A 22495-nucleotide genomic window follows, 5' to 3' on the forward strand; every position below is an offset into this window, starting at 1 on the left:
GCTGAAGCTCTTGCCCGGGAAACAAACTCAAACTAACAGTCCCTTGTCCTGCCTCGCGGGTGGAGGAATTTGACTGACCACACCCGGAGGAATTTGAAGTGACCCGCGGGGTCACGATCGCCTGTCGCATGGGGGCCGCGCAATTCTCCTCCGTGTGCTTGCGCTGCGAAGCTGACCAACACCCTGGACAAGTCGGAAAAATTACTCTTGAGAGGAAGAATGCGCTACCGCACAGCGTCGAATTCCCGGCGTGTTGGTGCTTTCATTTAAGTGTACTCCCGACCACTCCCTTGCAGCGGATTCTAGTCCAGGTGCCTTGCGCGCAGATCTTGAAGGTCCTTTTTCAATGCCACAAGATCCAGCCCGCGAGGAAAAGTGAGGCGTCCAGAGCGGATCACGAGCCGGACGTACGGATAGCGCTCCTCGGCAAGCATTGGAGAACTGATTTTGTATTTGTGCCAATCTTCAACGATGTGTGCCTGTTGCTCGACGTTGTATGAGTCCCAGGAATCGCCCGGCGTGTACTCGTAGCCGGAACCGATTGTCTGCGCCCAGAAGGAGCGCGCCATCGTCCAGTTTGAATCGTTGAACGCCTGCCACACATGGGTCATTTCGTGCACGAAGAGGTCACAAATGCGACCGAAGTCGTCGCACAAGAGACCGAAGGTGGGGCTGGGCGATGCCAGGTTACTGAACGCGACACTGCCAAGATTGATGGCATAGCGCATGCTCGGGACCATGGGATTGCTTCCCCTGAAGAACGGTCCATCGTTCGTCCACGGTCTTCCGCCTGCTCCCAGGCCATTGGTAATCGCAATTGTCTCCCACGGCGGCAGCGTCGGGCCAAAAACGTTGCGCGCGAAATCCCGTTCGCTCACGTCTAGCACGCGCGCGAAGTCGGGTCGGCTTCCTTCACATTCCGGCGGGGTCGGAGTCGCTGGGGTGGGCGCAACCGGTGGAGTGGGCGCAATCGGCGGGGGAGGCGGCGTACCTGGCGGCAGATAGATGAATCCCCCTCGCCATCCACCTCTCCCGCCGGTTGTACCGGAGGAAAACGCGAAATTCTGGCGATCGGGCGACATCGCGCGGCAGCCTACATACTCGGCCAGGTACCAGTTCACCTGGCTTGTGGCTTGTTGGAAATCGCGCTGCTTGACGAGCTTGACGCCCGGAAAATTGAACTCGATGAGGTCCCAGGGGTCGATGCCGATCCGCTTGGCAAGGGATATCCAGGTCTCGCCTGCCGTCACCGCATGCCGGATTCCCGCGGGCGGTACATAGCTTTCGACGACGGGCTTCAACGGCCTTTCCTGGTTCGGCAATGTAAGACCTCCCCCGCTGATTCCTGCGGAACTACGCGTTCTCGCCACCAATACTTATTCGTCGCCGCGACCTCGGGGCGGTTCGATGGTTCCATTCATTCGGGCCACCAACGGGCAGTGGCAGATCGAAGAGCCTCATTCGTAGGTGGGAGGCATAGGCACGGAGCAATGTCGAACGAGGATATCCGCTTTATCGCCGGCCTTTTGACTTCGAGCCGAGCAGGTCATGCGTGCCGCTGATGCTCACGGTTCCGGAGCACTCGAAACCGCCGAAAAGTCCGCAGGAGCCGGTGACGGTAACGCGCAAGTCTTTGCGCTGTTACATGTCGACCGAAATGCCCACGCGCGAAAAGTCGTTCGCACTGTTCGGCAGGATCAGATCGATGTGCTCTGCGGCCCATTGCGGTATATGCTTGTTGCTCTTCCAGAACAGCTCATTGCCGGCGTGATGCACGAAGTTCGGCCCGACCGTAAGGGCGCCGTCCACGCCTTCGAATACGAAGCCTGTTTCGTCGATGTGCACGTTCACCCGATCAGGTGCTACGGCGAAATGCAGCGAGGTGATGTCCTGGGGCTGCGGGTCCTTGCCGAATTGCGAGCTGTAAGCATCGCTCCATTGTCCGCGGTCGCGCCCGAGCCCGAAGCCGTGGCGGCCCGGGAGATCCCGCGTTGAGAGCGGCCTGTCCGACAGCTTTGGGCGCCAGATCTCCCGAAACCCCTTGCCGATCGTTGCCGCCATCGACAGATCGAGGGCCCAATGCGATGCTTTCTCCGGGCTTTGCCCTTCGGCGAAGGCGTCGAATCCATCCGTCGTCTTGGCAATGCGCAGCTTCTTGATCAGCTCTTCCCAGTCCTTGGGCAGGAAGGTGACCCCGTCGAGCGTGGTCGTCGCGGCAGCGACACCATACTTCTCGAGCTGGTGTCGGATGTAGGGCTTCTCGTCATAAAGGCGCACATCCGGGTTGGGGCCGGCAAAATAATTCTTCAAATCGATTTGCGGCCGAAGCATGGTCAGGCGCGCCGCGATCTTCCGGTAAGTGTCGGTCGTCGTCGGATCGGTCGTCGTCATGGAGCGCACTCCGAGGCAATCCTTGCCCCAAATTGGTCTCACCCGGACGGGTTCGGGTTCAATGCCGGCTCGTTCGATCAAGCTGCCGCCCGACCCAGGTCGTTCGAATTCCTCTCGCGCCAGTGCAATGACTGTTTGAACCTGCTGATCGAAAACGGCGACCACTACGCAGGGGGTAGTGCAAGCGGCGAGGACGATCAGATGTCACTGCGGAGCAGGGTACTAGACATACTCAATGGGGCGGCGGTCGCACGCATTCGTTTCCGATTTCCGATCCGCGGCAGCCACGTGACGATTGCACCGCAAACGTTCCATCACGTCGCCCGCGCGATCCGGTTGGGGCAGGTCACCGTCAGACCTCCGACGGATCTCGCGGCAGGGGTTGCTGCACAATACAACGATGTCGCGAGAACCAGGGCGGACGGCACGGCGGTTGCGGCGAACACGCTGGAGGTCGTGTCGGCAGCGGGGCGGATGGACGAGGCCTATATCGTCCATGAGAGCCTGCATGCAGCCTACGATCTGTTGCGTACCGGCCTTGACGCCAATGCCGAGGAGGCGTCCGCTTATGTCTGCACGGCGCTCTATTGCCGCATGACTGGCCTGCCGCGGCCGCGCTGGGCCAACGGGCCGATTTACGCCAATGCCGCCGAGGTCGCCAAAACGTTGCTGTCGCAATACCAAAAGGGTGATCCTGGAATTCCCTGGGTCGGCGAGAGTGAATGGCGGATGCTGCGCGTCGGTGTAGGTTTACACCCGGTCTATACCAGCGGACCCGCGGGTATTCTCACTGGATGGCTGCTTGGCCAACAGTACACCCACGATGGTTGAGCGCTGGGGACCGCGTCCGCTTCAGGAAATGGCAGAGCTTCGGGCTTCTGTCCGCCACTCCCTCCACAGTGGCCGACGCACTTGAGCGCGTCACGCGACCAGCAGGCCCAGCTTGCCGACCATCGCAAGCGAGCGCTGAACGCTTTCTCGCGTTGACAGCAATAACGGCGCGGCAGGCTGCCCCGCACTATCCTTCTGGTCTATCCGGATGGTCGGGCCGAACTTTACGGCCATTTCGGCCGTGATCTGGTCGATGGTCCGCGCACCGTCGAGCAATTGCAGGAAATCCCTGGTCCGGTCGTCCTCCAACTGCACCGTTTGGTGGAGGAGGTTGGTGACGAGCGGACCCGTCTGCGCTTGTCTTCGCGCGAGCAGGCTCGCCTGCGGATGCGTGGTAGCTTCCTTCAACAAAAAGGGACGCGACAACAGGAACGAAACCTCGCCGCTGCAAACCAGGATGAACATCGCCTCAGTCAACACCTTTTGATCATCATCTGCCTGCCGGTCGCCCAGCAGCGCGCGGGCCCCATCGAGCAGCTCGTCGAATGATAGTGCTCGCGGCCAGGCCCGGCCGAGACATAGATGCGCGGCCTTCAAGAGCGGATTGGTTACCGTAACCCTGCTGCCGTCCTGGTTCTCGAATTCCATCGCGGAATCGTCGGTCACGCAGGCGTCGGGGTCGACCGGGTTGGTCGTGCTCAGCAAATGGAACCTGGTGACGAAATCGAGGTCGACCTGGCGGAATAGCGAAATGCTGTCGTGGCAGAGCAAGGTGCGCCGAAAGCCGTTGCCGTCGATGAAGTCCTGATATTGATCGCGCGCCATGAACTCACTTTCCGGGAAGCGCTGCAGCGTCGCGCGAACCTCCTCGGAATAGCCGGCAAGATAGCGTCGTGAAAAATCAGCGTCGCCCAGATATTGCAGGCCATGGCGGCTTGCGTCCTCGGTGACCTCATGCAGCAGGAACGCCTCGGCGCCATCATCGAGATCGTCGTGAAACAGGAGCTCGTCGGGGGACTTGAGGACGCGGTTGTACTGGTCGCGCATCACTGCGCCGTGTACAGAGTTGGCCTTCGAGCCGTCGCTCAGGAACTTCAGGATCGCGCGGGCCTGTCCGACCTTCTCCTTCATGCCGGTGAGACGGCGGGTGTGATACCGCATCATGTCGCGGACCATGTCGCGAAGATGCGAGAACGGGTGCGCATTGTAGCTGACGTAGCAGACGCCGCGGGGAGCCAGGTTCTGCTTGAAGATCATCATCATCTTCTCGCGCACCGCCGGCGGCACCCAGGAATACACGCCGTGCGCTAAGATGTAGTCGAACTCCCCGAAGCCTGCGTCGACATTCATGATGTCGCAATGGAGGAGCTTGATGTTGCTCAGGCCCAATGTGGTGATATTTCGCTGGCCGCGCTCGATCGTCACGCCGCTCAGGTCGACACCGACGAATTCGCTGTTTGGATATTGAAAGGCCATCGGCAACAGGTTGCCGCCAACGCCGCAGCCAAGCTCCAGCACCCGGCAACGCTCCACCGGCGCCGACTGCATGCCGTAAACGGCGGCAATGGTAGCAAGATGGTTCGGATGAGTGAGCCCGTAGACGTGGCCGGGGTAGTAGACCTCGTCGTATGGCGTGGGACCAGTGTTCGGGTGGCGATGCTCGGTTTGAATGTTCATCGTCCTCAATTCCACGAATAGGCGAACTTGTCGTTCTCGATCGAGACCCGCGCTTGCTTGATTTCTTCCTTGGCAAGCGACTTGCTGAGGAACTCGCGCGACAGCTCCGGGAGCAGGGTGTTGGTGATGATGTTGTCGATCATTCGCCCGCCGGAATCCGGGTCGTTACAACGTGACACTATGTGCTCCACGACCGCGTCATCGTAGTCGAACGACGCGTTATGATTGTCGCGGAGGCGTCGTCCGATCCGGTCGAGCTGCAACCGAACGATCCCGGTGAGCATCTCGTCGGACAGCGGGAAGTACGGTATCGAGACGATGCGTCCGAGCAGCGCTGCGGGAAACACCTTCAGCAATTCCGGCCTCAACATCTTGGCGAGCTCTTCCGGCTCGCTGCGATACTTTGGATCGCGCGAGAGGCCCATGATCAGATCGGTGCCGACGTTGGTGGTAAGGATGATCAAGGTGTTCTTGAAGTCGATCCGCCGCCCGTTGCCGTCCTCCATGGTTCCCTTGTCGAACACCTGAAAGAAGATCTCGTGGACGTCGGGATGAGCTTTCTCCACCTCGTCGAGCAGGATGACGCTGTAGGGCTTGCGCCGGACAGCCTCGGTGAGCCGTCCACCTTCGCCATAGCCGACATAGCCGGGAGGTGCACCCTTCAAGGTCGATACGGTGTGCGCTTCCTGGAACTCCGACATGTTGATCGTGATCATGTTCTGCTCGCCGCCGTAAAGGGTCTCGGCAAGCGCCAGGGCGGTTTCGGTCTTGCCCACGCCGGATGGACCAGCCAGCATGAACACGCCGATCGGCTTCGACGGGTTGTCCAGCTTGGCGCGGCTGGTCTCGATTCGCTTGGCGATCATCGTCAGCCCATGAGACTGGCCGACGACGCGGCGGTTGAGGATCTCCGGTAGCTTCAGCACGGTTTCGATCTCGTCGCGCATCATCCGGCCGACCGGGATGCCGGTCCAGTCAGAGACAACGGACGCCACCGATTGCTGGTCTACATGGGCATAGACCATCCGCTTCTCCGGATGGATGCTCTCAAGTGTGTCGAACTTGCCGCGCAACTCCGCGCGCCTGACAGCCGGATCTTCGCCTTCTTTGGGCTGGGACAGAATCTCTCGGATGCTGCGGATGTCCTTGACGAGTTCCTGCTCTGCGGCCCAATCGGCTTCGAGGTTCGTCAGCTTGTCCTTCAGTGCCGCAATGTCGTTGTCGATCGCCGTGATGCGGTCGCTGTCCTTAAGCCCAAGATCGCTGTCGCTGACGAGTGCCGATTTCTCAGCTTCACGAGCGGTAATCGCAACGCGTACATCCTCGATCAGGGCTGGCGTCGCGCTCTGGCTGATAGCCACGCGCGCTGAGGCGGTATCAAGCAAGCTGACCGCCTTGTCCGGCAACTGCCGTGAAGGAATGTAGCGGTGGGACAGGTTGACCGCTGCGACGATCGCAGCATCGGAGATGCGAACGCCGTGGTGCTTTTCCATCGGACCGAGAAGTCCGCGCAGCATGATGCAGCAGGTCTCCACTTCCGGTTCATCGATCTGGATCGGCTGGAAGCGTCGTGTGAGCGCGGGGTCTTTCTCGATATACTGGCGATATTCTGCCCATGTGGTGGCGGCGATCGTGCGCAGCGTGCCACGGGCGAGAGGAGGTTTCAGGAGATTGGCCGCATCACCGGTGCCGGCCGCGCCGCCGGCGCCGATCAGTGTGTGGGCTTCATCGATGAACAGTATGATGGGGGTGGGCGAGCTCTGGACCTCGTCGATCACCGAGCGCAAGCGCTGCTCAAACTCACCCTTCATGGAAGCACCGGCCTGCATCAGGCCGATGTCGAGCGCACAAAGCCTTACACCGCGGAGCGGTGGCGGCACGTCGCCGGCGGCGATTCGCTGGGCGAATCCCTCGACAACTGCGGTCTTGCCGACGCCGGCCTCGCCGGTAAGAATTGGATTGTTCTGCCGCCGTCGCATCAACACGTCGATCAGTTGGCGGATTTCTTCGTCCCGGCCGAGGATCGGATCCATCTCACCGGATTTGGCCTTGGCGGTGAGATCCTGAGAGAACCGGTCGAGCGGCGTCGTCCCCTTGGGACCCGCTTGGGCCGCGCCTTCCGTGCCTGCGCCGACCAGGCCCGAACCGTCCATCGGCCGCATGGTCTCCTCGTCGGAGCCGGCCCAGACGTTGCGGCGCTCCGCGGCGAGTGCGTCGACGTTGACCTTGGCGAATTCCTGCGAGAGGTTGTTCAGCGTGCGACGAATATCGTTCGATTTCAGGCCCGCCACGAGCAGATGACCGGTGCGGATCTGGGTTTCGCCAAAGAAGAGCGTGGCATAATGCCAGCCCCGATCGAGCAGATCGATAACCGGATTGGCGACGCCCGGCATGTCGGTTTCGTTCTTACGAAAGCCATTGATCACGCCGGCAAGGTCCGACAACAAGCGCGCCCGGTCGAGCTTGTAATGATCGACCGAGAGGCTGAGATCGTTGCGTTCCTGCTGCAGGATATGAAACAGCCAGTGCGCAAGCTCGACGTTGCGATTGCCGGCGCTCTTCGCGTGGCGCAGGGCCTGTATGAAGGCATCATAGCCGGCCCGGTTCAGCTTGCCCGTTACAGCCTCAATGCTGATGTCGGTCACGGCGGATCCTCCTGCTTAATTCATCCGCGGATGCCTGGCATCAAGCGGAAATTTCATCGAATCCCATAGCTTTAGGCAATCGGCGCCACGGATAGGTTCAAATCGCCGGGGCATCGGCTGCGGCGGCCCGACGGGCGCTCAAGCGCTCGCCGAGCTGAAAGCGGGCATCGCGGCGATATTCTTCCGTGGAAGTCCAGTTCGGCGAGACCCAGGTGGTCCATCCAAGTCGTCCGCTCTGTCCGAGCCTGACCGGGACGACCTCTCCCGCCGGAATGGCGAGCTCTACCTCCCATTCCAATTCGTCGCCGATATAGAAGAACACGGCGTCCGCCAGAGGCTCCGACAAGTTGCGCGCTTCGGTCGGCAAGAACTGCTCGTACTGGGTGAAATTCTTGACAAAGACCCGCACCCTGATCTTGTCCTCGACGCTGAATACGCGTGAGCCCAGAAGCGCGTCCCGGCCGAGCCTGGCATGGGTTCCGCCGAGCCGGCTGCAATGACTTGGGTCGAATGACAGCCAGGTCCCGACAAATTCGTCGATCTCGACCTTGACGTCGAACAGCCCCTGCAGGAACCGCGTCAACCGCGACGCACACTTCGCTCTGGGGGAGATCAGTCCGGCAAAGCTGAGCTTCGCCATGTCCGGTACGGTGTCTCGATCAGCGAAAACGTCGGAGCCGAGGCCGGCGAAGGAGCCGACATAGGCGATGAAACGATCATCCGCCGGACGGTCGTGCTGAGCGATCGGCCGCGCATCGGCCCAGGCGCGAAAGAAGAGTTGCAGAAAGCGTCCGTTGAGCAGATCGAGAAAGCGCGGGAAGGCGTCATCCCGCATCAGCCACCAACTGAGGCTTTCGTCGGTGGTGGCAAGCGGCAGCGCGCCCTGCGGCCCCAGGAGACCGAGAAATTTGACGAGTATCCTGAGCCGGCCACCCACGTCGTCGACGGCCGCAAGGTTGGAGGCGGGGAACTCCAGATAAGGCACTTGACCGAGGTCGATATACTCCTCGCGGCGTGCAGCGCTGTCACCGATCCGCGGTCGATCCGAGTTGGCGCGCTCGAGCTGGCGCAGCGTATTGAAGAAATCGAACCGCCAGGGCTCCGCCTTCATCTGGTCGATCAGCGTCATAGAGGTCTCCGCGTGCCCATGCGCGGCGGCCAACGCATGATCTCGCCGCGCTCCGGCGTCGAGACGACCGTCTGTGTGAAGGTATTGAAGCCCGAATAGTCGGCGAAGAAGCGCTCCAGCACGGCTCCGAGCAAGAATACGCCGCTGCCCTCGAATGCCTTCTCGTCGAGCGTGATCGTAATCTCCAGGCCGCGCGCTGCGCCGCTGCCGGTGCGCTCGCGCACCCGCCGTACGACGGGCCGGCTTTCTATGCTGCGCACGCCGCGGATCTTGCGTTCCGTGGCGTCGTCGAACTGGTCGGCGAACAAGGACAGCATTTCGCGCAGGGCTCCGGCGTTCTTGCCGCCACCGCGCTCGACGAGGCCAAGATAGTTCAGGCTCAGCATGTTGATCAGCCGCCAGCTGACGATTCCGCTGTTCGCGATCTCGCTGCGGCTGCGCATCTGGGCCACGATCGGTTCGCGTGGTCGGGTGGGACCAGCGACGCACATCAGATCAAGGGAAGTATCGTCCAGCAGGCGGAAGTCGGCGCCGCCCTGGCCGACCGGCAAGTGTTCCGTGAGATGCCGGTTGGAGCACAACGCCCGTACGCTGAGTTCGGCGACCGCACCTTCGCCGCTAAGTTCACCGGGCTCCAGCAGAGACAGGAACATGTCCGTCCCGGTGTAGTCCGAGGATGCGCCGTACGTCTTTTCTCCCACTGTGCGGCGCCGGGGCAACCGTCGAACGGTGAAATAGAGCCCCTCGACCGATCCGCTGGTCCGGTCGACGGCTGCCGAATACAGCGGGCGCACCGGCCGCTTGTCCTTGTCGGCCGGAAAGTGCGCGTAGACTTCGAGCACCTGGTGCGGTTCGTATTCCAGATAGCGGCTGCGATCGGGCACCACATGATACTCGTGCGTATTCGATTTGACCGGGATGCGATCGCTCGTCTTCTCGAACAGGTTGATCGCCGGCGCGGTATAGAGCCTGAAGGTATCGGGACGCACTGCGGCGGCAAGGCGTGAATTGTGTTCATCGAAAGCGAAGACGATATCGATCGATTTGCTGCGCAGCCGTGGCATCACGCTGCGAAGTCCCGTCAGGTTGAAGCCGAGGAACTTGCGTGGAAACATGAAATATTCCCGCAGCAGCTCCGAGCCGCGAAAGACCCGGTTGTCGTTGGGAAACAGCGACTCGTCCTCGTCGAAACCAATCTGCTGCACGCAATCATGGGGCGCACGAGTCACCACCGGATCGCCGAAATCATCGAGATGCCGGAAGTAGACGCCCCTGCAGTTCGAGATCAATTGCTCGTAAAGCGCAATGGCATCGGATTCCGCGCCTGAAAGGTAGATCGGAAGCTCGCTCGTGCGGCAGCCTGCAAACCAGGTTTCCGGCTTGGTCCTAGCCTCTGCGTCCGGCAGCTCCTCATCGAGCCGGGCCGCGGTACGGTGGGTCAACGACAGCTTGAGCCCGGCGATGACGTCGCCGCCGACGGGAATTCCGAGCGCCTGCAGCGCGCCTGCAGTCGAGAAGTATTCGGCGCCGGTGACGTCAAATGGCCAAAGAGCGATATCGCGGCAAAGTCGAAATCGGCAGGAAAGACTTCGTTCTCTCTCGCGATAGGTGGCATCGAAGTAGGCGCCGCGCGCGATCTTCCTGCCATCGCGTAGCGCTGGGTCGGCATAGGGGGGGCGTGCCGTGACCAGCATGGCCGACGGAGTCGGGGCAAGGTAATTCGGAACCAGTTGCTCGAGCAGGTTTGCAGTGAATTCCGGGAATTCGTGCTTGAGCTTGAGCTGAACGCGAGCGGCGAGAAATGCGGCACCTTCCAGCAATCCTGAGATCATGGGATCCGAGCGATCCCGGATCAGCCCACCGAGGCGTTCTGCGATGCCGGGATACTCTTCGGCGAAAACCCCGGCCTGCTCGTAGAGCAGTGACAGTTCACGATTGTAAAAATCCAGGAATTCGCGGTTCATGCTAAAGTCGGTTGATCTGGATATCGCCGCTGTCGAGGTCGACGTCGGCGACGAACTCCACGGGGACGTTGAGCGGCTCGGCCTTCAGGTCGGCGTGAACGATGAAGCGCAGCTTGAGTTGCTCGGGGCCGACCGAGCCGTCGCGTCGGACCCGGATGGTGTTGCGATCGAGCCTCGGTTCATAAGTCGTGAGCGTCGCGCGCAACGCGTCGGTAAGCTCGTCGTCGGCGACCTCGTCGATCGAACGGTGGGCAATATCAGGGAAGCCAAAGTTCAGGATTGAGGTTCGGACGCAATCGCGGCCGTCCAGGTCCAGGGTCGATTCCAGGGCAATGGTATTGAGGAGCGTTTCGAGGTCATGGGAGACCTCGCGCCGGAGCAACGTTTCCGAGATTGGAAATCGGCCCGCGCTCCGCCGCCCTGCAATGACCCGCTCGCCGGACTCATCGCGCAGATTGAGCTTCTTGCGTGCGTCGCGCGCCTCATGGGCTGAGCGAAATGCCAGCATCAATGGGGGAGAGAGCCGATCCTTCTTTGGTGCAATGGTCATTCACGGTCCCCATGACGCCCAACTCGCATGCAATCTCGGGGGGCGCTCGTTGGTGCCCGACTTGACGTCGCCCAGCAGGCTTTCGGGCCCGCAACCGGGCCGGACGAGAGGTGCGATCAAAATCGCACCGCTTGGCGCCGGTTCGCCATTCGCAACCGGCGCCAGGCGAGGGGCCGACAATCAGGCCCATTCCTTGTTGGCAGGAACATCCCAGCCAAATGTCGGCGAGGCTCCGGCGCCGCCCTTCTCCGTCTGGGTCTTGTAGATCATCTTGACCTTCGCGAAGTTCAGACTCACGTTTTCGGTAAGGCGATCTTCGCCGTGCGATCCGCCTGTCGATACGCTGGTCACGAGAACCTGCTTCATCTCGATCTTGAGATATTCCAGCGGGTTTTCGCCGGCCTTGCGGACCGTCAGGATCGCGCTGTCGATATGCTTGCCGTTTGCGCAGACCTTGAAAAGTTCCGGCGTGGCCTTGTCAACGAAGTGCGTGAAGTGAAGATCCTGCACGCTGACCTTGCCGGCGCCGCCGCCCGATCCGCTGTGGAAGGTACCGGTCTGGCTCTCGCCAAACGACCAGCTCAAAATATCGATTTCGTCTTTGTGCTTGTCGTCCAGCGACTCGCCCTTGATCGGATCGAGTTTCAGGAAGATGTCGACAGCCATAGCATGGTCCTCTCAAATTTCTGTGTGTACGGTTGCGATGCTGCAGCGTCAGGAGCTGGGACCTGGCAGGCGTGAAACCAGACTGAGGCCGACATCCATCGCTTCCAATTGAAAGTGCGGACGAAGAAAGAAGCGCGCGTTGTAATATCCCGGGTTCTCCTCGTTTGCTATGACCTCTACCTTCGCAGCGGCCAGCGGCTTGCGCGCTTTCTGAGCTTCTGACGATAGGGCTGGGTTGGCATCAACGTACTCGTTGATCCAGGTTTGTAGCCAGACCGTCAGCTCATCCTTCTCCTTCATGGATCCGATCTTGTCGCGAACCATGCACTTCAGATAGTGCGCAAAGCGAGACACTGCGAACATGTAGGGCAGACGTGACGACAGGTTGTCGGACGCGGTTGCATCCACGCCCTTCTCGCCGAAATATTTCTTCGGCTTGTAAAGTGACTGGGCGCCGATGAAGGCGGCCTTGTCGGTGTTCTTGCGATGGATCAGCGGGATGAGGCCCGCCTTTGCAAGTTCGTGCTCGCGGCGATCGCTGATGGCGATCTCGGTCGGGCATTTCAGATCGACGCCACCGTCGTCGGTCGGGAATGTGTGCGTCGGCAGATTGATGACCTCGCCGCCGGACTGCACACCGCGGATGCGCGTGCACCAGCCGAACTCCTTGAAGGCGCGGTTGATGTTGACCGCCATCGCATAGGCGGCGTTGATCCAGCCGTATTTGTCGCCGGTGTGCCCGTCTGTCTCCTCCTCGAAGGCGAACTCCTCCACAGGCTCCGATTTCGCGCCGTAGGGGAGGCGACCCAGCGCGCGCGGCATGCACAGGCCGAGATAACGCGAGTCGTCCTGGTCGCGCAGTCCCTTCCATGCGGCATATTCCGGCGTGTCGAACACCTTGCCGATATCGCGAGGGTTGGACAATTCGGTCCACGAGTCCATTCCCATCAGCGTCGGCTCGGCGCCGCTGAAGAAGGGGGCGTGTGCGGCGCCGGCGATCTTGCTGAGATCGCGCAGCAACTGCACGTCGGTGGGGAGGTGGCTGAAATAGTAGTCGCCGATAAGGCAGCCGAACGGCTCGCCGCCCAACTGGCCGAACTCGTATTCGTAGATCTGCTTGAACAATGGGCTCTGGTCCCAGCGCGCATCGGGGTAAAGCCGCAGATTACGATACAGCTCGTTCTTCGAGACGTTCATGACCCGGATCTTGAGGTTGGCGTCGGTCTCCGAGTTGAAGACGAGGTAGTGGAGACCCCGCCAGGTACTTTCGATCGCCTGGAATTCGGGTGCGTGAATGATCTCGTTCATCTGCGCGGTCAGCTTCTGGTCGATCCGCGCAATCATCTCCTCGATAGTGTCGAGCACGTCCGACTTGATGACGCTCGAGTCCTTCAATGCCTCTTGAACGAGCGTGGATACCGCGTTGTCGACCTCGGTCGCTGCGCGTTCGGTGCGCGGTTTGAAGCTTTGCTTCAGCAGCGTGGCAAACTCGTCAGCTTCGACGGTCTTGACCTGGGTGGTGCTCTCTTTGTGAACAGCTTCTTTTGCCATGGTCCCCGTTCCTTCCTTAGCTCTCGGTGCCAGGTTCGGTCGACTGGCTGATCGCGCGTTCCCGAAGCGCTGCCATCAGCTGAGGATCGGCCAGAAGTTTTTTCAGCTGGTCCTCGGCGGCTACCTTGCCATCCATGTAGCGCAGCAGGTTGGCAAGTTGTTCGCGCGCCTCGAGCAGCTTGGCTGTAGCGGGCACCTGGCGGGCGACGGCTACGGGCGTGAAGTCGGCCATCTTGTTGAAGCGCAGATTGACCGACAGTTTTTCGTCTGATCCGTCGCTGAGACGATTGGCGACGCGCGCCGTCACGCCGGGCTGGATTGCCGCCATGCGACTGTCGAAATTGTCCATGTCGAACTCGAGGAATTTGCGCTCCTCGACCTTCGCCTTCTCGACGCCGGGGTTATTGCCGGAAAGGTCAGAGAGGACGCCCATGACGAACGGCAGTTCGATCAGCCGCTCGGCGTCGTAAGGATCTTCGTATGTGATGTGCACGCGTGGTGCGCGATTTCGACGAATGAATTTTTGACCGCTATCTGTAGCCATGGTTCCCTCACTACGAAATCGCTTTAGACGTCGAATTTGCGCGACGCAGATCGGCTAGGGGACTTCAAGTTGCTGCGGTCGGCAAACATCCTTGTGTCCATTTAGTGCCCTCGAGCGAAAGCTGGGTTCAATGCGATCTGTCGATTGTTTTAAGGGCTCCCTCAGGAAGAACATCATCCAAAAGGCTGAGAAAATCTCGTTGCGCGAGGTCGCGCGCGCGATCTGCCAAAAAGGGGATGGGGCTGGACGGCTCTGCGGTTCGGAAAAACGACGCCACCTTCGCCAGCAGGCCCAAGGCTTGCGCTCTGCTTTCCACTGAAAATACAATATCTTGAGTGCTGTTCTCTGTCGTCGATGAGAGCGACGTGGCGAGTTCCGCCATCCGTTCGATCGGTAGGTCGAAGACCTTGTCGCGCCCGATGTTGATCGCAGCGCTCTCCACGTGCGCAGGCATCAGCATCCGCATAACTTCAATAAATGACTTGCCGACCATCTCCTGCGCTTGACGCACCAGCAACAATGCCGGGTTGGACGGTTCCATTCGGGCAAAATAGTCTGCCACCGCTGCAAGCGCTGCAGATGCCTGTGCGGATGAAGTCACCACCCCGGTCGTTTCTGACGGCGCCTGTGTATCGACAGGACCGACATCTTCCGCGGTTGCGGCGATCGCGGCCGGATCGCGCAACGCGACAAGACCCGCAAGCCAGGCAGCCATGCCGTTAACCAAGCCAGAGAGCCTGTCGAGGCTGATCGGTTGCCCCGCGTTCAACTTTTCGTGCCAGGTTTGCTTGATACCCGCGATTTCAGCAGCGACCGAGGAGCACCGCCCGCTGGCTGCCTTGAGAGTGTCGAGATCTGTCTCGCTGACGATGCGCTCGATGGCCGCCAGATCAGGCCCATCGGCGTCGGCGTCGCCGGCGGGAATTTCGCCGTGAGCGATTTGATAGGCACGGTAGTTGAGGTTGCCGTGTCTGCGGTTCTCGATCAGGGGAAGGAACTGGAGCGGGTTGATCACGGTCGGGAATACGTCGATTGCCTCGACCGTGACGGCGCGAAGTGCGTAGTCGCCGTCCTCGCCCTTCGGATGCACCGCTTCCCACTGCTCGCGCAGCAGCAGGTTGGTCGCCTTCAGGCAGCAGAGAAAGCCGTCGAGATCGCGGTTGAGGATTGAAAACTTGGCCAGCAGCAGGTTCAGACGTAGATCGCGGGTACGCGCCAGAAGGGGCTGCGCGGCGGCAAACTGGCCGGCAAAATCGACTGCCTTTGGATCGAAGCGTCCACGCTCTCCGTTGGCATTGACGACCTCGAAGAACGACATCGGTAGCAGCGATTCCGCACCTGCGAAGAAGTTCAGATATTGGACGTCTCCGATGGCGTCGAGATCCGGCCCGCAGGGATCGTCAGCGGCAATGGGCTGCGTCAGGGAGGTGACGTCAAGCATATGCGGACCGTCCATCTGCTCGATCACGGCCCCGCTGCCGAGCCCGTGGCGACTAGGGGATCGCGCGGGGGCGCATGATCCGGAATCTATACCTATGGGTCAGATGCCTGCCGACCTTGGTTCATTCCCGAAGATCATGCCATTTTCGCGTGAACCGGCAAGCTCTTGGAGCCGACTACTTGATGGCCCGGGGTGGTTCTTTGACGCCCGTTGTGGAACGTCAGGAGGCCCAGCCCTGGGGCGGGCTTGCCGGCACAGCCGGTGGCGCGCAGGATTTCCGTCGTTCTTGCATAACGTCTGATCAGCTTTTTGCAGCGGGTCATTCGATCGAAGGAGGGAGTTTAAGCCCACATGGGCCAGCTTACTCAGGATACCCGCCTCTGCGAACTCAAGACGCCTCTTGGCAAGGACGTTTTGGTTTTTGCCGGATTCGAAGGCTCGGAAGGTCTCGGCGAACTGTTCGAGTATCGCATCGAGTGTCTCAGTGAGGATGCCGACCTCGACTTCGACCGCGCTATCGGTCAGCAGTGCACGCTGACCATAAAGCTGCATGAAAAGGAGCGCGAGTTCAGCGGCATTCTGACGGAGGCCCAGTGGCTCGGGGTGAAGAACGACTATTTCAGCTACCGGATCGTGCTGAGGCCCTGGTTATGGCTGTTGTCGCGGACCACCGATTGCCGGATCTTTCAGGACAAGAAGGCGCCCGACATCATCAAAGAGGTCTTCAATGAACGCGGCTTCACCGACTATGAATCCAAACTGACCGAAGAGGGTTCTTGTCCGAAGCTCGAATATTGCGTTCAGTACCGCGAGACCGACATGAACTTCGTGTGCCGGCTGATGGAGCAGCACGGCATCTACTACTTCTTCAAGCATGAGGGCGGCAAGCACACGCTGGTGTTGGCGGACTCCAAATCGTCGCACAGTCCGATCAATGGTCTTGCTACGATTCCCTACATCCCGCTGGCGGGTGCCGACCGGCGAGGCGAGCAGCACATCTATGAATGGGTATCGGAGCGACGATTTCGTACCGGCAAGATCGAACTCAACGACTACAATTATCAGAAGCCCAACGCTCAGATGATCAGCGACGCCAAGGGCTCCGAGCACTACACTCGGTCGGAGATGGAGTTTTACGACTATCCCGGGAAGTTCAAGGAGAAATCCGACGGCGAGCGCTACGCGAAGATCCAGCTCCAGGCAGAGCAAGCGATGGATCGGCGTCGCCGCGGCAATGGCGACGCCGTCAACCTATTCCCCGGTGGGCTGACGAAGCTCGAAAAGCACTCCAAGGACTCGCAGAACGTCGAATACCTCGTGGTGCGAGCTGTGCACTCGTTCTCGATCGAATCCTATCGCACCGGCGGTCCGAGCGACGCAGGGCAACACGTCTATTTCGGCAGCTACGAGTTCTTGCCGAGTGATCGGCCGTTTCGAGCGCTGATGATGACGCCGAAGCCAAGAATCAACGGCATCCAGACGGCCAAGGTGGTGACCAAAGACGATAATTCGAGCGAGGAAATCGACGTCGAGTCCCTGGGCGAAATCTATGTCCGCTTTTTCTGGGATCGGAAGAAGAAGCGGTCGTGCCGGTTGCGCGTGGCTCAGGTTTGGTCCGGCAAGCGCTGGGGCGGTCAGATCATCCCGCGCGTCGGACAGGAAGTCGTTATCGAATTCCTGGAGGGGGATCCGGACCGGCCCCTGGTGATCGGCACCGTGTACAACGACGAATACAAGCTACCCTACGATCTGCCGTCGAAGAAGACGATTGCGGGATTGAAGTCGGACTCCACCAAAGGTGGCGGCGGCTTCAACGAGTGGAGCTTCGAGGACAAGAAGGGATCCGAGAAGATCACGGTGCATGCCGAGAAGGACCACGACGTAACGGTCCGCGACACCGAGACACGTACCATCGGCGAAGCTGCATTTGGCGGCGACACGCGCAGCACCACGCTCAAGAACGGCAATGATAAACTCGATATCCAGTTGGGTGGTCAGCACATCACTTTGGCCATGGACCAGTCTGTCAATGCAGGCATCAGCATCACGCTCATGGCTAATGCCAACATCACCCTACAGGTGGGTCCTAGTCAGATCATTCTGACCCCGGCGGGCATCGTCATCAACGCGCCGACGATCGCCATGACGGCGCAGGCCGGCATGGCGCTTGCTGCCGGTGGTCCGCTGGTCGCCCACGGTACTCCAACCCTTGTTGGTTGACGGTCATGGGACAAGTTCGGTTCGGTACGGTTCAGGATCTGTTTCAGGCCTATCCCTTGGCGCGTTATGATGTCGGCAAAGCCGACGCTGACAAGCCTTCGCTGGACTTCCTTCAGGAGGCCGCCGATGCGCGGAATTGGCACCCGGCCGTGTCTTACTGCGCCTATCTGCTTCCCAGGCGCGTGGCAGTTGCCTGGGGATGTCGCTCTCTGCGACTGATGTTCGACCATTTCGACGCCAGCGATACCAGGTCGCTCAATATTGTGGAGACCTGGGTCCGGCAACCGGACGAGCAGTCCCGGAACAAGGCGCTGGCTGTCGGCAATGCCAATGATCCTGAGCAGCCAGCGACATGGCTGGCGCTGGCGGCCGGCTGGTCTGGCGGAAGCGTGGTTCCCCCGGAGTTTGCGCCCCTGGAAGCTAAGCCAGATCAGGCCGCGCGGGCGGTGCGTGCAGCACTGCTGATCGGCCTCTGCCGGCTCCCCCGTGACTCCCGGGACCGGATAATGACGTCATGCCTAGAGGATGGTATTCAATTGGCACGCGGCGAACCGCGCCCTCCGCGCTAACGAGACGATGTGATGGTGCTTCGCTTTAATATCGAGAACGAGCCGAACCTTCCGGATGGCGGACCTGTGTCGTTTACGGTCACCGGCAGGCGTTCAGTCGATATTGGCCGGGACCGTCACCTTGACTGGACGCTGCCGGATCCGGCGCCGACGATTTCCGGAAAACATTGCGAGGTGCACTTTCGCGACGGTGGCTATTGGCTGCACGACGTTTCGACCAACGGCACCTTCCTCAATGGTGCCGACCAGCGCATGCGGGGGCCGCACCGCTTGCGCGACGGTGACCGGCTCACGATCGGCCACTACATCATCGGAGTTTCGCTGGAGAATGAGGCTGGCGGGCGCAGCCCAAACCAGGAGGCGCAACTGCGCGAACCCTCGGTCCAGCAACATGCCGACTACGGAGAGCTTTGGGCAGCCGATCGTGACATTCCGCCGCCGATCGATCCGCAACTGTTGAAGAAGCCACGCGAGGCTGCGCGGCCCGTCAATCCGGGGTTCCTGGATTGGGCGGCGAGCGTCCCGGCACCGGGTGTAGACCCGTTCCGACGGTCACAGCCGGCGTCTCCATACCAACCGTCCGAGCAGGGCGACGACATGAACTGGGCAGTCGGTCCGGCCAACGCGCCGAAACCGCAAGTCGAGCGCCCGCCCGTCATGCCGACCCCACGCCGGCCGTCGGTATGGATCGATGATGAACCAGCCGCTGCCCAGCCGCCAGCATCGCCATCGCGCCCGGCGCAAGCGGCAGACGAGGGACCTGTCACGGCCAAGCCAGTCGGCGGTACCGAGTTCGCGCGACTGGTGGCGCGCGCTGCAGGATTGCCGGACAATTTCTTTGCCAGCAAGTCCGATGCCGAACTCGCCGAACAGCTTGGCGTCATCTTGCGTATGACCGTAGATAATCTGATGGCGCTGCTGCAGGCGCGGACCCAAGCCAAGCAGCTGACCCGTAGCACCAGCCAAACCACCGTCCAAGCCCTCGAAAATAATCCGCTGAAGTTTTCGCCGACCTCGGAAGAAGCGATGCGCATTCTCTTTGGGCCGCCGACGCGCAGCTACCTCGACGCTCAGCGCGCCTTTGCACAGGGCTTCAGTGATCTCAAGTCACATCAGTTGAAGACCTACATGGCGATGCAGCACGCTGTCCATGAGCTGATTGCTGGCATAGATCCGACGCTGATGGCGCGCGAGCTCGAGCTTCAGCGTGGAGCAAGCTCCTGGCTCGGCACGAACAAGGGCAAACTCTGGGACGAGTTCTTGACGCGCTGGAAGGCGCATCTTGGCCGCGACAACAGCGCGCCGATCGAAACCTTTATGTTGCATTTCTCGAACTATTACGACCGCGGTGACAAGCCCGGTTCAAAGTAAACTATCGGCGACCACGCGGCTGCCGACAATTTCTAAGTGGATGCAGGAATGTCTTGGTACAGCAAAGTTTTCTGGTCGGAAGGTCTGTTTCTGCGGCCGCATCATCTGCAGCAGAACGACCGCTACATCGAACACTTGCTGGAAAAACGCGTTCGTTACACGACACCGTACCCGTGGGGCTTTGCCCAGCTAGAGATCGACAAGGATCTTACCGAACAGAGCAAGTTCGCGGTGCGCAATGCGTCCGGCGTCATGCCGGACGGTACGCCGTTCGATATCCCCGCGGACAGCCAAATTCCCGAAGCGATCGATGTACCGGAGACGGCCGCAGGCCAGGTCGTCTGGCTGATGATGCCGGTCGCGGCGCCAAACACCCGCGAGGTCGACGAGGATCGCACCGACAGCGCCAGTCGTTATGTTCGTAGTTCGGAAACCTTCATCGACTCGACCTCTGCGCTACGCATCGAGGAAGAGATCGACATCGCTTATCCGCGTTTGTCGTTCGAACTGCGTAAGAGCAGCAAGCCCGGATACATGGGCCTCGGCATCGCGCGCATTCTCGAGGTGCGCGACAAGAACATCCTGTTCGACGATAAATTCGTGCCGCCGATGCTGATCTGCGCCGCGCATCCGATCATCGATGGCTGGCTCAACCGCATCATCGGCTGGGTTGAGACTAAACTCGACGAGCTGGCGCGTTACGCGGTCGATCCGTCATCCGGCGGTGGGTTGCAGAGCGTCGACTATCTGGTCCTGCAAGTGCTGAACCGTACCATTCCCGTCCTGACTCATTTCCAGCGCTCCGGCAGCGTGCACCCCGAGCGCCTGTACGAGGAATTGCTGAGATTCGCCGGTGAACTTGCGACATTTTCTACGGCGGAACGGCGGGCGCGCAACTACCCGGCTTACGATCACGACGATCTCGAGAACGTCTTCACACCCTTGGTGAGCGACATCCAGGACTTCTTGAGCGCGCGATTGGGCCGGCGGGCGATCCGCCTGGAGATCATCGAGCGCGCACAGAATGCGTTCGTGTCGCCGATCCGCGATCGAGCGCTATTCCGAAACGCGACCCTGGTGCTGGAGGTTGCCGCACGGCGGCCGCTCGTGGAGATCCAGAACGATTTCCCGCACCTGTTCAAGGTCGGGCCGAACACCAAGATGAACGAGATCGTGCACGCAAACTTGCCGGGCCTGACCTTGGCGCATCTGCCGACGCCGCCGCCGCACATCCGGGCCATCACGGATCACGTCTATTTCTATCTCGACCGCAAGTCGCCGTTGTGGCCCGAGTTCAGCACAGCGGCCTCGATCGGAATGCACTTCTCCGGCGACTGGCCGGAGCTTGAGCTGTATCTTTGGGCCATCCTGGAAGACAGGCCATGAGCGACAGGGACAAGCCGGTCAATCCTTTCGGTCGGGGTGAACGGACGATCATCCGTCCCAACCCCGGCGGGAAGTTGCCGCCGGCGCCGACCTCTCAGCCTCCGCCGGGCGAGGGCCCTGCGGCACGTCCAGGCTATTCGCCATCACCGGTAGCCTCTCCCGGCGCGCCGGCGCCACCGTCATCATTTTCTCCTGTCCCGCAGGGCTCGAACTACGCCTCCGCGCCGGCCAGCCATCCCGCTGAGGAATGGATATCGACACCCGCGCAAGCCCAGGCGCAGCAGCCCATGCTACCGCCAGGACCGCCGTTGCGCGTCGACGATCTCGTCGCGCCAAATGCCAATCCAGTGATGCGCGCTGCGGGCCCGTTGCTGCAGCTGCTTGGTCGGTTGCGGGTGGCGCTCATGCGCGCGTCATTCGCGAGTTTGATGGAGCAGGTTGCAGACGCGATCAAGTTCTTCGAGAAGGACATCCGTTCCGCGGGCATATCCGAGCACCAGGCCAACACGGCGAAATACATCCTGTGTGCCACTGCCGACGATATCGTGCAGCACATCCCGACCGAGGAGCGCCACGTCTGGACGCAATATTCGATGCTGAGCCGGTTCTTCGGCGAGCGCGTCGGCGGCGTCCGTTTCTTCGAGATTCTCGACCATTTGAAGGTTGATCCACTGGTCAACTATCCGGTCCTCGAACTTCAGCACGCCTGCCTTGCGCTTGGTTTTCAGGGCATTCACCGGACGTCAGCGGGCGGACTTGCGAACCTGCAGCTGATCCAGCGTAACCTCTATGAATTGCTGCGCCGGGTCCGGCCGAAGACGATGAGCGACCTGTCGCCCAACTGGCGCGGGCAGGCGCTGGCGGGGCGCCGGCAGCGTCTGCGCGTTCCGGTCTGGCTCGTCGCGGCTGTCGTCGCCGCGCTGCTGACCGGGTCCTATTTCGTCTTGCGGACGCTCCTCGCTGGCCGGGCAGAGAATGCTGCCGAAGTGGCGCTCGCGCTCCATCCGGCTGGCCCGATCGAGCTCAAGCGCCAGGTCGTTGCACCACCCCCGCCGCCGCCGCCTCCGCCACCGCCGGATCGCATCACCCAGTTGCAACGCATCCGCAACGCGCTCGCGAAGGAGAACACCGCCTGCGCCATGACGGCGGACCAGACCCCGAGCTTCATCGTGATCAGGGTCTGCGACCTGGCCTTGTTTGCATCGGGCCAGGCGACCATCCTCGACGGTTTCAAGCCGATCGCACTCCGCGTCGGAGCAACCCTCGACAAGGAGCCGGGACGGATCCGGGTCGTTGGCCATACCGACAGTTCGCCGATCCGCACAGTCCGCTTCCCGACAAATTTCGAGTTGTCGGTCGAGCGCGCCAAGGCGGTTGCCGCGGCACTGAAGCCTGGCTTGACCGATGGTTCGCGCGTCGACGTCGAGGGCAAAGGAGCCGATGCGCCAATCGCCAGCAACACGACACCCGAGGGACGCGCCAAGAACCGGCGCGTCGAGATCTTTATCGAACGCAGCGAATAGGCAGATGCCGCCGGGTCAGGTGGTTTGCGACAGGTAC

At 61.0% G+C, this 22495-nt stretch carries 17 protein-coding genes; 6 read left to right on the forward strand and 11 right to left on the reverse strand.

Features of this window, described 5'->3' with window-relative positions:
• Nucleotides 1-302 precede the first annotated feature (302 nt).
• Both QJT78_RS12385 and QJT78_RS12390 read right to left on the reverse strand, forming a co-directional pair.
• Entirely contained in the window at nucleotides 303-1301 is a 999-nt protein-coding gene (locus tag QJT78_RS12385; RefSeq protein ID WP_240537501.1) for a hypothetical protein, read from the reverse strand.
• A 340-nt stretch (nucleotides 1302-1641) separates the two neighbouring features.
• Complete coding sequence (locus QJT78_RS12390; protein WP_240537500.1) at nucleotides 1642-2391, reverse strand: hypothetical protein; 750 nt, start codon at nucleotides 2389-2391, stop codon at nucleotides 1642-1644.
• Between the two features lie 135 nt (nucleotides 2392-2526).
• Here QJT78_RS12390 and QJT78_RS12395 point away from each other — a divergent pair, with 135 nt between their 5' ends.
• On the forward strand, nucleotides 2527-3222 hold the full coding sequence (locus QJT78_RS12395; RefSeq protein ID WP_240537499.1) for a hypothetical protein: 696 nt from the start codon (nucleotides 2527-2529) through the stop codon (nucleotides 3220-3222).
• A 90-nt stretch (nucleotides 3223-3312) separates the two neighbouring features.
• Here the strand turns inward: QJT78_RS12395 and QJT78_RS12400 are convergent, their stop codons facing one another.
• From QJT78_RS12400 to QJT78_RS12440, 9 genes are all read right to left on the reverse strand, one after another.
• The gene (locus tag QJT78_RS12400) at nucleotides 3313-4899 is read right to left on the reverse strand and encodes a class I SAM-dependent methyltransferase (RefSeq protein ID WP_038942270.1); all 1587 of its coding nucleotides are present in this window, start codon (nucleotides 4897-4899) and stop codon (nucleotides 3313-3315) included.
• Between the two features lie 5 nt (nucleotides 4900-4904).
• Entirely contained in the window at nucleotides 4905-7544 is a 2640-nt protein-coding gene (gene tssH, locus QJT78_RS12405; protein WP_028150761.1) for a type VI secretion system ATPase TssH, read from the reverse strand.
• Between the two features lie 97 nt (nucleotides 7545-7641).
• Nucleotides 7642-8706 carry a type VI secretion system baseplate subunit TssG gene (tssG, locus tag QJT78_RS12410; protein ID WP_028150762.1) on the reverse strand — a complete coding sequence of 355 codons (1065 nt, stop codon included), beginning with the start codon at nucleotides 8704-8706 and terminating at the stop codon, nucleotides 7642-7644.
• Nucleotides 8670-10637, reverse strand: a complete 1968-nt coding sequence (tssF, locus tag QJT78_RS12415) for a type VI secretion system baseplate subunit TssF (RefSeq protein WP_028150763.1) — start codon at nucleotides 10635-10637, stop codon at nucleotides 8670-8672. Before tssF ends, tssG begins: the two co-directional genes overlap by 37 nt.
• Nucleotide 10638: 1 nt before the next feature.
• Nucleotides 10639-11187, reverse strand: a complete 549-nt coding sequence (gene tssE / locus QJT78_RS12420) for a type VI secretion system baseplate subunit TssE (RefSeq protein ID WP_028150764.1) — start codon at nucleotides 11185-11187, stop codon at nucleotides 10639-10641.
• 180 nt (nucleotides 11188-11367) lie between these two features.
• The gene (locus tag QJT78_RS12425; protein ID WP_014493489.1) at nucleotides 11368-11853 is read right to left on the reverse strand and encodes a type VI secretion system tube protein Hcp; all 486 of its coding nucleotides are present in this window, start codon (nucleotides 11851-11853) and stop codon (nucleotides 11368-11370) included.
• 48 nt (nucleotides 11854-11901) lie between these two features.
• Nucleotides 11902-13404, reverse strand: a complete 1503-nt coding sequence (tssC, locus tag QJT78_RS12430) for a type VI secretion system contractile sheath large subunit (protein WP_028150765.1) — start codon at nucleotides 13402-13404, stop codon at nucleotides 11902-11904.
• Nucleotides 13405-13420: 16 nt separating this feature from the next.
• On the reverse strand, nucleotides 13421-13948 hold the full coding sequence (tssB, locus tag QJT78_RS12435; protein ID WP_028150766.1) for a type VI secretion system contractile sheath small subunit: 528 nt from the start codon (nucleotides 13946-13948) through the stop codon (nucleotides 13421-13423).
• Nucleotides 13949-14075: 127 nt separating this feature from the next.
• Nucleotides 14076-15389, reverse strand: coding sequence for a type VI secretion system ImpA family N-terminal domain-containing protein (locus tag QJT78_RS12440; protein ID WP_038942269.1), 1314 nt, complete (start codon nucleotides 15387-15389; stop codon nucleotides 14076-14078).
• 351 nt (nucleotides 15390-15740) lie between these two features.
• Between QJT78_RS12440 and tssI the strand changes: the two genes are divergently transcribed.
• From tssI to tssL, 5 genes are read left to right on the forward strand one after another with little or no spacing between them, the layout of a single operon-like run.
• Nucleotides 15741-17609, forward strand: a complete 1869-nt coding sequence (gene tssI / locus QJT78_RS12445; protein WP_028150768.1) for a type VI secretion system tip protein TssI/VgrG — start codon at nucleotides 15741-15743, stop codon at nucleotides 17607-17609.
• Between the two features lie 5 nt (nucleotides 17610-17614).
• Nucleotides 17615-18178 (forward strand): hypothetical protein, encoded by a 564-nt coding sequence (locus QJT78_RS12450; protein ID WP_028150769.1) that lies wholly within the window; start codon nucleotides 17615-17617, stop codon nucleotides 18176-18178.
• Nucleotides 18179-18190: 12 nt separating this feature from the next.
• Complete coding sequence (tagH, locus tag QJT78_RS12455) at nucleotides 18191-19549, forward strand: type VI secretion system-associated FHA domain protein TagH (RefSeq protein ID WP_281460245.1); 1359 nt, start codon at nucleotides 18191-18193, stop codon at nucleotides 19547-19549.
• A gap of 48 nt (nucleotides 19550-19597) precedes the next feature.
• On the forward strand, nucleotides 19598-20935 hold the full coding sequence (gene tssK, locus QJT78_RS12460; RefSeq protein WP_014493496.1) for a type VI secretion system baseplate subunit TssK: 1338 nt from the start codon (nucleotides 19598-19600) through the stop codon (nucleotides 20933-20935).
• Entirely contained in the window at nucleotides 20932-22458 is a 1527-nt protein-coding gene (tssL, locus tag QJT78_RS12465; RefSeq protein WP_028150771.1) for a type VI secretion system protein TssL, long form, read from the forward strand. The genes tssK and tssL overlap by 4 nt, the downstream gene beginning before the upstream one ends.
• The last annotated feature ends 37 nt before the right edge of the window (nucleotides 22459-22495 follow it).

Source organism: Bradyrhizobium sp. Mp27, assembly GCF_029953005.1.
In the GTDB taxonomy this organism is placed as follows: domain Bacteria; phylum Pseudomonadota; class Alphaproteobacteria; order Rhizobiales; family Xanthobacteraceae; genus Bradyrhizobium; species Bradyrhizobium barranii.

What these genes read in the sequence shown, in the direction of transcription:
- QJT78_RS12390 (WP_240537500.1), bottom strand. Translation starts at nt 2,391, where the DNA reads ATGACGACGACCGATCCGACGACGACCGACACTTACCGGAAGATCGCG.
- QJT78_RS12400 (WP_038942270.1), bottom strand. Translation starts at nt 4,899, where the DNA reads ATGAACATTCAAACCGAGCATCGCCACCCGAACACTGGTCCCACGCCA.
- tssF (WP_028150763.1), bottom strand. Translation starts at nt 10,637, where the DNA reads ATGAACCGCGAATTCCTGGATTTTTACAATCGTGAACTGTCACTGCTC.
- tssE (WP_028150764.1), bottom strand. Translation starts at nt 11,187, where the DNA reads ATGACCATTGCACCAAAGAAGGATCGGCTCTCTCCCCCATTGATGCTG.
- QJT78_RS12425 (WP_014493489.1), bottom strand. Translation starts at nt 11,853, where the DNA reads ATGGCTGTCGACATCTTCCTGAAACTCGATCCGATCAAGGGCGAGTCG.
- tssC (WP_028150765.1), bottom strand. Translation starts at nt 13,404, where the DNA reads ATGGCAAAAGAAGCTGTTCACAAAGAGAGCACCACCCAGGTCAAGACC.
- tssB (WP_028150766.1), bottom strand. Translation starts at nt 13,948, where the DNA reads ATGGCTACAGATAGCGGTCAAAAATTCATTCGTCGAAATCGCGCACCA.
- QJT78_RS12440 (WP_038942269.1), bottom strand. Translation starts at nt 15,389, where the DNA reads ATGCTTGACGTCACCTCCCTGACGCAGCCCATTGCCGCTGACGATCCC.
- tssI (WP_028150768.1), top strand. Translation starts at nt 15,741, where the DNA reads ATGGGCCAGCTTACTCAGGATACCCGCCTCTGCGAACTCAAGACGCCT.
- QJT78_RS12450 (WP_028150769.1), top strand. Translation starts at nt 17,615, where the DNA reads ATGGGACAAGTTCGGTTCGGTACGGTTCAGGATCTGTTTCAGGCCTAT.
- tagH (WP_281460245.1), top strand. Translation starts at nt 18,191, where the DNA reads ATGGTGCTTCGCTTTAATATCGAGAACGAGCCGAACCTTCCGGATGGC.
- tssK (WP_014493496.1), top strand. Translation starts at nt 19,598, where the DNA reads ATGTCTTGGTACAGCAAAGTTTTCTGGTCGGAAGGTCTGTTTCTGCGG.
- tssL (WP_028150771.1), top strand. Translation starts at nt 20,932, where the DNA reads ATGAGCGACAGGGACAAGCCGGTCAATCCTTTCGGTCGGGGTGAACGG.